This window comes from Pseudomonas sp. RW409 (assembly GCF_003184125.1).
Lineage (GTDB): Bacteria > Pseudomonadota > Gammaproteobacteria > Pseudomonadales > Pseudomonadaceae > Aquipseudomonas > Aquipseudomonas chlororaphis_I.
In genome coordinates, this window is the sequence record NZ_QHHP01000002.1 from 89,065 (window position 1) to 97,665 (window position 8,601).

The 8,601-nt window shown below is 64.3% G+C and carries 10 protein-coding genes; 4 read left to right on the forward strand and 6 right to left on the reverse strand.

Annotated elements, in window-relative coordinates:
* Positions 1–117: 117 nt before the first annotated feature.
* Positions 118–555 (reverse strand): DUF3995 domain-containing protein, encoded by a 438-nt coding sequence (locus tag DK261_RS00520; protein WP_110175150.1) that lies wholly within the window; start codon positions 553–555, stop codon positions 118–120.
* Positions 556–652: 97 nt separating this feature from the next.
* Here DK261_RS00520 and DK261_RS00525 point away from each other — a divergent pair, with 97 nt between their 5' ends.
* Both DK261_RS00525 and DK261_RS00530 read left to right on the forward strand, forming a co-directional pair.
* Positions 653–1,042 carry a DUF2946 domain-containing protein gene (locus DK261_RS00525; protein WP_110175151.1) on the forward strand — a complete coding sequence of 130 codons (390 nt, stop codon included), beginning with the start codon at positions 653–655 and terminating at the stop codon, positions 1,040–1,042.
* Between the two features lie 201 nt (positions 1,043–1,243).
* Positions 1,244–3,379, forward strand: coding sequence for a TonB-dependent siderophore receptor (locus DK261_RS00530; RefSeq protein ID WP_110175152.1), 2,136 nt, complete (start codon positions 1,244–1,246; stop codon positions 3,377–3,379).
* A gap of 96 nt (positions 3,380–3,475) precedes the next feature.
* Here DK261_RS00530 and DK261_RS00535 read toward each other — a convergent pair whose 3' ends face one another.
* The 3 genes from DK261_RS00535 to DK261_RS00545 form a co-directional block, all read right to left on the reverse strand.
* On the reverse strand, positions 3,476–4,492 hold the full coding sequence (locus DK261_RS00535; RefSeq protein ID WP_063429943.1) for an ABC transporter substrate-binding protein: 1,017 nt from the start codon (positions 4,490–4,492) through the stop codon (positions 3,476–3,478).
* Between the two features lie 118 nt (positions 4,493–4,610).
* A complete protein-coding gene (locus DK261_RS00540) occupies positions 4,611–4,808 on the reverse strand; it encodes a hypothetical protein (RefSeq protein WP_038579802.1) in 198 nt (65 codons plus the stop codon).
* Positions 4,805–5,254 carry a hypothetical protein gene (locus tag DK261_RS00545; protein WP_031286381.1) on the reverse strand — a complete coding sequence of 150 codons (450 nt, stop codon included), beginning with the start codon at positions 5,252–5,254 and terminating at the stop codon, positions 4,805–4,807. The genes DK261_RS00540 and DK261_RS00545 overlap by 4 nt, the downstream gene beginning before the upstream one ends.
* 545 nt (positions 5,255–5,799) lie before the next feature.
* Here DK261_RS00545 and DK261_RS00550 point away from each other — a divergent pair.
* Positions 5,800–6,030, forward strand: coding sequence for a hypothetical protein (locus tag DK261_RS00550; RefSeq protein WP_016701793.1), 231 nt, complete (start codon positions 5,800–5,802; stop codon positions 6,028–6,030).
* A 66-nt stretch (positions 6,031–6,096) separates the two neighbouring features.
* Positions 6,097–6,489 carry a hypothetical protein gene (locus DK261_RS00555; protein WP_028682674.1) on the forward strand — a complete coding sequence of 131 codons (393 nt, stop codon included), beginning with the start codon at positions 6,097–6,099 and terminating at the stop codon, positions 6,487–6,489.
* A 20-nt stretch (positions 6,490–6,509) separates the two neighbouring features.
* Here the strand turns inward: DK261_RS00555 and DK261_RS00560 are convergent, their stop codons facing one another.
* Both DK261_RS00560 and DK261_RS00565 read right to left on the reverse strand, forming a co-directional pair.
* Positions 6,510–6,728 carry a hypothetical protein gene (locus DK261_RS00560; RefSeq protein ID WP_009048476.1) on the reverse strand — a complete coding sequence of 73 codons (219 nt, stop codon included), beginning with the start codon at positions 6,726–6,728 and terminating at the stop codon, positions 6,510–6,512.
* A 131-nt stretch (positions 6,729–6,859) separates the two neighbouring features.
* The gene (locus DK261_RS00565) at positions 6,860–8,485 is read right to left on the reverse strand and encodes a methyl-accepting chemotaxis protein (RefSeq protein WP_110175153.1); all 1,626 of its coding nucleotides are present in this window, start codon (positions 8,483–8,485) and stop codon (positions 6,860–6,862) included.
* Positions 8,486–8,601: the final 116 nt, after the last annotated feature.

The following is an 8,601-nucleotide window of genomic DNA, read 5'->3' on the forward strand; positions in this document are numbered from 1 at the left end:
CCCTTTGTAGGAGCGAGCTTGCTCGCGATGAACGTCAACGATGACGCGGACCATCTGCGGGAATCCGTTGAACCGGCTTTTTTCGCGAGCAAGCTCGCTCCTACAATAGGGAGGCACTCAGTTCCAGGCCACCACCAGCAACCCCGCCCCCAGCACCACGCACAGCGGCGAATAGAACAAGGTGTCCAGCCGGGCGAACCTGGACTCGCTGACTTCCTTGAAGAACCCCACCAGGTTCGAATCGCCAATGGCCCGGGCGAACATCAGCAAGGCCATCGCGCTGATCACCCATTGCAGCGCCGGGTGGCTCACCGTCGGCAGGTACAGGCCCACCCGCAGGCACACCAGCATCGCGATCAGCAGCAGGCCCACCGCCACCAGCAAGGTGGCGAACCCCGAGGGTTTGAACGCCGGCTCCAGCTCGCCCGACGTCCTGCCCGGCACCTGGGGGATCGCCGCCTCGCTGCCGCGCTTGCCACCGGCGGCCCAGTACAGGTGGATCAGGCTGATCAGCAGGAAGGCTCCTGCCATCCATTGCGCGATCAAAACATTCATATGCAAACGTCCATGGCAAAAAATGTTGCTGAAGAATGGACCCGCTCGCGCGTTTTTGTAAGTACGTTCGTCGCCTGCGATGGTAAAGTGCCGCCCCATGAAATTCGCCCGAACCGATCGCTCGCTCATTGCCTGGATGCTCTATTGCTGCGTCCTGTTCAATGTATTCGCCTGTAGCATCGGCCACGGGCAAATGGTCGGCCAGCAGCTCAACGGGATCGGCGGCCAGTTCTGTACGGTGGACCCGCGCACCCAGGCGCCGGCCTCCTCCAACCCGGTCGACGAAACGCTGCCGACCCTGTCCAAGGCCTTCGGTTGCCCGCTGTGTTCCACCGGCGGCATGGGCCCGGCGTTCAACTCCAGCCTGACCCTGGCGATCCTGCCGCAACACCACAGCCCGCCGCTGGCGCCCCGCGCCACCGCTGACATTCCCACCCGCTTCACCTGGCCCGCGGCCCACCCGCGCGCGCCGCCCGCCTTCGCCTGAGTCTTCTGCCCCTGTCATCAGCCCGCCCCGTGCCAATGCACGGCGTCAGGGTCTGTCCGGAAAGTCACTGTGCGCTAAGCGCCTTCGCGCTATGCAGGCCATGCTGTGTTAAAAGCAGGCTCGCCTGACCTTCGCTCGCCGACTTTTCGTACGGACCCTGAACCCCGGGCTGCTTCCTAGCCAAGAATTCAGGATCTACCGATGAAACACATTCCCCTGCTGGCCAGCCTGTGCGGCTGCCTGTCCGTCAGCGCCTGGGCGCAATCCAGCGTCGACCTGGCACCGATCACCATCGACGGCGACCAGCCCGTCGAACCCGGCCTGGCCCTCGACCAGTCCAGCGGCATGGCCTCGCGCCTGGGCCTGAGCCTGCGCGAAACCCCGGCTTCGGTGGCGGTGGCCAACCGCAACGATATCGAGCGGCGCGGCGCGCAGAACTTCCAGGACGCCGCCAACAGCCTGCCCGGGGTCAATGCCAGCGCCCCACCGGGGTTCGGCGGCTTCGTCTCGTACCGGGGTTTCAGCAACAGCCAGATCACCCAGATGTTCAACGGCATCAACGTGTCCAGCGGTCTGGCACGGCCGGTGGATTCGTGGATCTATGACCGAGTCGAGTTGCTCGGCGGCCCCTCCTCGCTGGTCAACGGCGCCGGCTCCGTGGGCGGTTCGCTGAACTACGTGACCAAGCTGGCCGACCGCCAGGAACGGGCCATCGAAGGCCGGGTCAGCTACGGCAGCTACGACACCACGCAAACCGCCTTCGGCCTCAACCACGCCCTCAGCGAAGCCGGCGACGAGGTGCAGCACTACGCCCGCCTCGACGTCAGCCACAACACCAGCAATGGCTACATCGACCGCCAGGAACGCGATGCCTGGAGCCTGGCGTTTTCCCTGCTCAGCGACCTGACGCCGGACCTGTCCCACACCCTGGCCGTGGAATACCAGGACGAACACGAGGACAGCCCGTACTGGGGCACCCCGGTGCTCAACCCCAAGGCCGGCGAGCTGAAGATCGACAAGCACAACCGCTTCAACAACTACAACGTCGAGGACGGCCGCTACGAGCAGCGCACGATCTGGATGCGCTCGATCCTCGACTACCGGATCAACGACAGCACCAGCCTGCGCAACACCCTCTATCACCTGGACAGCCAGCGCGACTACCGCAACCTGGAAACCTACCAGTACAACGCCGACAACAGCGCGGTGAACCGCTCCACGGCCTATCAGGTGCGGCACCAGGGCGAGCAGAACGGCAACCAGTTCGAGCTGCGCCACGACACCTCGATCTTCGGCCTGGACAGCACCTGGTCCGGCGGCTTCGAGTACAAGGTCAACCGCACCACCAACTCGCCGCTGAACGTCAAGGCGGCCAACAGCGTCGACCCGAACGACTACCAGCCGGGGCATTTCTACGACCTGCCGGGCACCCGCCAGGGCTTTGTCGCCGACAAGACCAACGAGGTCACCACCCAGGCGCTGTTCATCGAGAATCGCCTGGCCCTGACCGACCAGCTGGCGCTGCTCACCGGCCTGCGCTACGACGACATCGACCTGGACGTGACCAACCATCGCCAGGTGACCGCGAGCAATCCACGACACCTCAAGCGCCGTTGGGAACCGGTCACCGGCCGGGTCGGCCTGAGCTATCAGTTTCTCCCGAGTGCCAATGTCTATGTGCAGTACAGCACCGCCGCCGAGCAGCCCAACAACAGCACCCAGGACTTCGATGTCTCCACGGGCAAGCAATGGGAAGTGGGCAGCAAGTTCGATTACCTGGACGGCCGCGGCTCGGCGACCCTGGCGGCCTACCGCATCGAGCGCAAGGACTTCGCGGTGACCGACCCGCTGGACCCGACCCTGAGCATCCCGGTGGGCCAGCAGACCTCCAAGGGCATCGAGGTGGCCAGCTCGCTGCGGGTCACCCCGAAGCTGCTGCTCGAGGGCAACTTCGCCTGGGTCGATGCGCAGTACGACGAGTTCACCGAGAAGAACGCCGCGGGCGTGGTGGTGTCACGCAAGGGCAATACCCCGACCAACGTGCCGGACCGGGTCGGCAACCTGTGGCTGACCTATGACCTGGCGCCACAGTGGCAGACCGGGCTCGACGCGCGTTATGTGGCGTCGGTGTACGCCGACACGGCCAACACCCTGACCGTGCCCTCCTACACCCTGTACGGCACCTTCCTCACCTACAAGCTCGACAGCCACACTGCAATCACCGGGCGGGTGCGCAACCTGACCGACGAGGTCTACGCCAGGTTCGCCCATGTCTCGCCGGCTTACTACCTGGGCACGCCACGGACCTTCGAACTGGCGGTGCAGAGCCGCTTCTAAAAGCATCGCGGGCAAGCCTCGCTCCTACAGGGTTACGCAAACTTCTGTAGGAGCGAGGCTTGCCCGCGATAGCGATCTCACTCTCACCGCAATCTCTCAATCGAGACTGGCACTGACCTTATCCGCCACATCCCCGGGCAACCACGCCCGCCATACCTGCGGATGCGCCTTGAGAAACGCCCGCGCCGCCTCCCGGGGTGGCGTGTGCTTTTCGCTCATCTCCGCCAGGGCCTTGTTCAGCGCCTCGATCGGCAAATCGACCTTGCTGAAGAACTCGGCGATCTGCGGGTACTGCTTCTGGAACGGCGTGGACACGCCAATCGACAGCTTCGAAGCCAGCGAACGCGTGGGGCGTGGGTTGGGGTGCTCGGGATCGGTCAGGGTTTTCCAGGCCTCGGCATCGAACGGCGGCTCTTCCAGCTGGATCAGCTTGAAGCGGCCGAGCAACGGGGTCGGCGACCAGTAGTAGAACAGGACCGGCTGGCCGCGACGGATCGATGAAGTGATCTCGGCGTCCAGCGCCGCGCCGGAACCGCTGCGGAAATTCACATAGCTGTCGGTCAGGCCATAGGCCTTGAGCTTCTGCTTGTTCACCACTTCCGAGGTCCAGCCGATGGGGCTATTGAGAAAACGCCCCTTGCCCGGGCTTTCCGGGTCCTTGAACACATCCTTGTAGCGCGCAAGGTCCGTGACGCTGCGCAGGCCCGGCGCCAGTGGCTTGATGCCCTTGGCCGGGTCGCCCTTGACCACGTATTCCGGCACCCACCAGCCTTCGGTCGCGCCCTTCACCGTGTCGCCCAGGGCCGCTACCTTGCCCTCGGCCTCGGCTTTGACCCACACCGGGCTGCGTCCGGCCCACTCTTCGCCGATGACCTGGATATCGTTGTTGGCCAGCGCGGTTTCCAGGGTGATGGTGGTGCCCGGCAAGGTGTCGGTCGGCAGGTCGTAACCCTTCTCGACGATGGTGCGCAGGATATCGGTGATCAGGCTGCCGCTTTCCCAGTTCAGGTCGGCGAAGTGAATCGGCGCCGGTGCCGCCCAAGCGCCGGCGGGCGCCAGCAAAATACCCAGGCCGAGCAGCGCGCCGCCCAGCAGTGTCCGCAGTCCTTTCATGCCTGTGCCCCTTGTGCCGTTCACAGCGTTGCAGGATGGTCTCGCGGTTTGGGACCGCAAGCCTCTGACTAATTGAGTCATCTGACTGTAGTAGAGGTTCCTGCTTTCGACGGGGACTTCAGTTTTCGCCCTGCTCCTGCAGGCGCTGCAACTCGCGGCGCACCATGCTGGCGTATGCCGCAGGCTTCAGGACATACAGCTGCGAAGCCACCCAGGCCAGCCAGGCGCCTTGCAACACGGCTTTCTGTTCGAACAGGCGCTGGGCCTCGGCGCGGGCGCGCGCAAGATGCTGCTGATGGAATTCGGCGCGGCTCACTCGCTGGCCTTGAAGCTCACCAGTTCACCCTTGCGCCACTTGGCGGCCTTGCCGGTCACGGCTTTCAGGGTCTTGGTCAGGCCTTCCTGCAACTGCTGGTTGGCGGCGAACACCGTCACCACGCTGTGGCCTTCCTTGAACAGGATGGCGTGGCCGTCGGCGGTGCTGACAAAGGCGTATTCGCCCAGGCCGTAGACGGTCAGCTTGATCTCGCGAAAACGGATTTCGAACTTGCCGCCTTCACGGCTGGGCAGGACCGCCGCGCGGAAATGATCGCCGACCTTGAGCTCCAGGCGTGGCTTGTCGTCCACGACCAGGGCCGTCTCGGTATCGATTTCGGCGACGTAAATGCCTTCCGGCGTCTGTTCGGTGATGTAGACGAAACGTGACTGGAACTGTTTGACCAACTTTGCGCGCAAATCGCCCAGGACGAACAACGCGTGCATATCAAGATTACTGACTGCCAAGGAAAGATCCCCGAAACTGAAAATGACTCTGCCCGCGTAAACGACGGACAGCAGAAAAAGGCGGCCGAACCGGCGCCGTGACTCCACATGAAAACAATCCGAAAAAGCACCACTCGCCAACGCGTAGGCGCAAACACCGGTGCGCCCCTCCCCAGGACAACCGGAAGGACTACCGGACCGTTTGGCCCGCATCAAGCGCAGAAGAAGTGGTTCCGACCCGCCGAGAAAGCTGCGCACTCACTGTCGATCGGAAAACCTCACGATCCTTTCGTCACCCTTAATGGGACGGGAGTGCTGCAGGTAAACATCAATCTCTGACTGCCGGGGCAATTCTAGAGCAACTTTATGTATTCAGAGCAACCCATGCGTGAGCAAATCGCTGAAAAAACCTCTTTTATCCTGCCGGTCAGCCACTTGCGTGACTTAACTCAGCCATCGACGGGCAACAACTGCCATACTGCCGCGACCTTGAAGCCAGCCACCGGCCAGGCTTCACCAGCATATTTTCCAGGGGAAAGTCGGACGTGACGGAATTCGATATAGGCGAGTTTTTCATTCATGGCGAAGCCCGGGACGTCGAGGGCGAGTTCCAGGCCGTGATCGTGATGCGCGCCAAGCCACCGCTGCGCACCGTGCGCTACCACCAGGTGGAAAAGGACCGTTGGTTCAAGACCGCGGAACTGGCCGAAGCTGCCGCCAAGGACGCCGCCCGCGCGCTCAAGCAGGCCGTTGACCAGGGCGCCCTGAACCTCTGAGCCCGCGGTAAAGGATTGCCGCGCCCGACCGACATATTGGCGAGCCTTCCTGTAAAGAGCGCCATGATGATCGACCTCAACCCACCTGCCCGCCTCCCGTCCCTGGCCGAGTTCGCCCTGCCAGGCGCGGCGGGCAGCGAAAGCCCGGCGAGCGATCCGTTTGACCTGCGCACCGCGATCACCCGGGCGACCAACGCTGCTCCCGACGGCGTGCTCGAAGCGAAAAAGAAACGCATCAGGCTGCTGCGCAAACAGATCGAGCAATTGCAGCAACGGCTGCGCAAGGCCAACGAGCGCCTGGCGATGGTGCAAAGCGCCGCCCGGCATCGCACAACCGACGCGCACATGCAGGCCTTGTCCGCCGCCCGGGCCCAGGCGCAGGCCGCCAGCAGCGCCTTGTCGATGGCCCAGGTGGCACTGTTCCAGGCCGAAAGCGCGGTGATCGGCAGCGAGGTCTGAAGGCGCGGATGCCTGCGCCCTCAGGCCGAACGACTGAACAGCGGGTGTCCGGCCTTGTCCCGCGCCAGCTGGGCCAGCCAGGACGCCTGGCATTCCACGGCTTCCTCCCGGCTGGCGAACGGTGCGCCGCGGCGCTCGCCATTGACCAGCACGACCCAGCACACATTCAGCCCGACCGCGCGAAAGGTGGCCGGTACACCGCTACCAATCATCACTGCGACATCGACTTTGCTTTGCATGAGGACTTCTCCTGGCAACTAGTTAGCTAGCTAACAATGTCGCCATACTAATGAGTTCCCATGCTGGGAAAAAGCCATCTCTTGCACAGCTTCGTTGCAGGGCCGGTAACAATGGCCGGCCCTGCCCGGCTTCAGCCGCGCGCGGCCTCGACAGCCTGCTCCGGCTTGTAGCCCAGGCGCAGGCCGCCCCAATGCCGGCCCTTGACCCTGATCGGCACCGACAAATCGTGCATCAGCTCGCCGGTATCGCGAGTATAGGTTTGCAGCAACAGTGGCTGCTGGTGGCTGCCGCAGCGGATGCCGGTGCGGTCCTCGAACTTGCGCTTGGTGCGGTTGTGCAGGGTATCCACCTGCGGATCGCCGGTCAGCGGCTGCGAGAACACCTGGTTGTGGGTCGGCACGTAGCCCTGGGGCGTGCAGGCGATGGCGAACACCAGGCCTTCGTGACGCGCCAGCAACGGCTCCTGGATCGCCGGCAGCACCTGATCGGCGTAGCGGTCGAAGCGGGTCTGGTATTTCACCGGCTGGGTATTGGCGATCGGCTGGTAGCTGCGGTCGAACAGGTCGTCGAGGCTGATGCGGCTGGCGTCCAGGTCCGCCTCGAACTGCTCGGCGATGCGCCGCGCGCCTTCCTGGGCCAGGTCGTAGATGCGTTGGTGATAGTCATCCAGGCCGACCTCGGCCAGGCGTTCGCTGATGATTTCCGCCTGCCCTTCCATCTGCACCGCCGCCTCGGCCAGGCTGCGGGTCTGCTGGTCGCTCACCGCCAGGTCGCCGCGCACCTGCTCCACGGCATGGAACAAGCTGTCCAGTTGCTGGCGATTGGTCTCGGCGCCTCTAGCGATCTCGCCGACCTGGCTTTCCACCCCGGCCGCCAGCCGGGCGATGTTCTGCAAATGCTGGCCGGTGGACTCGACCTGCTCCACCCCGGTGTTCAGGTCGCTGGACAGCTGGCGGATCTGCTCCACCACCTGGGCGGTGCGCTGCTGGATATCGCCGACCATCACCCCGACCTCGTCGGTGGCGGTGGCCGTGCGCCCGGCCAGGCCGCGCACTTCATCGGCCACCACGGCGAACCCGCGCCCGTGCTCCCCGGCCCGCGCCGCCTCGATGGCGGCATTCAGCGCCAGCAGGTTGGTCTGGCTGGCGATCGACTGGATCACCAGCGCCACCCGCTGGATGTCTTCGCTGCGCTGGCTCAAGGCTTCGATCAGTTCACGGCTGTCGTTGGCGCTTTGGCTGAGGCGGTGCATGCGGGTGATCGACTCGCCCAGCACCACGCTGCCTTCGGCGCTGCTGCGATGGGCTTCGCTGGCGGCGCTCAGGGCCTGCTGGCTGAGCTGCGCGGCCAGTTGCTCGGTGTGGATCATCGCCTCGGCGCTGCTGACGATGCGCGCCGCCGAGTCCAGTTGCGACTGCACCCGCCCGGCCAGTTGCCGGACCGAATAGGCCACGCCGGCGGCCGACAGTGCGTTATGGCTGGTGCTGTAGGACAGGTCGCGAGTCAGCGCGGCGATCTCGCCGTTGTCGACGCTGCTCGCCGGCGCTGCGGCCTTGGGCCTGGCCAGGCGCGGCAGCCAGACGATCAGCAGCATCAGCGGCACGGCAAGATAGAAGGAAAGCAGCCCTTGGGACAGGGCATACAACACCAGCAGCAAGGCGCCGCTTTGCAGGGCTGGACCCCACCAGCGCCGGGTGGCTTGGGCTGTTGGCAGCGGTTGCGCAGTGGCAGCCGACAAAGATCCGTCTTGCGTCATCTGGATTACCCCACGTTTTTCTAATTATTTGCTCTGCATTGAGCGCCACTAAAAAGCCATTATCCATGGTCCATTAGTCGCAGGTTTGCAGCAGATCAATAGAAATGCGCGAGGGG

Bases quoted from the DNA above. Each gene is read 5' to 3' on its own strand.
- DK261_RS00560 (WP_009048476.1), bottom strand. From the start codon at position 6,728: ATGCAAAGCAAAGTCGATGTCGCAGTGATGATTGGTAGCGGTGTACCG.
- DK261_RS00555 (WP_028682674.1), top strand. From the start codon at position 6,097: ATGATCGACCTCAACCCACCTGCCCGCCTCCCGTCCCTGGCCGAGTTC.
- DK261_RS00530 (WP_110175152.1), top strand. From the start codon at position 1,244: ATGAAACACATTCCCCTGCTGGCCAGCCTGTGCGGCTGCCTGTCCGTC.
- DK261_RS00545 (WP_031286381.1), bottom strand. From the start codon at position 5,254: ATGCACGCGTTGTTCGTCCTGGGCGATTTGCGCGCAAAGTTGGTCAAA.
- DK261_RS00535 (WP_063429943.1), bottom strand. From the start codon at position 4,492: ATGAAAGGACTGCGGACACTGCTGGGCGGCGCGCTGCTCGGCCTGGGT.
- DK261_RS00525 (WP_110175151.1), top strand. From the start codon at position 653: ATGAAATTCGCCCGAACCGATCGCTCGCTCATTGCCTGGATGCTCTAT.
- DK261_RS00565 (WP_110175153.1), bottom strand. From the start codon at position 8,485: ATGACGCAAGACGGATCTTTGTCGGCTGCCACTGCGCAACCGCTGCCA.
- DK261_RS00520 (WP_110175150.1), bottom strand. From the start codon at position 555: ATGAATGTTTTGATCGCGCAATGGATGGCAGGAGCCTTCCTGCTGATC.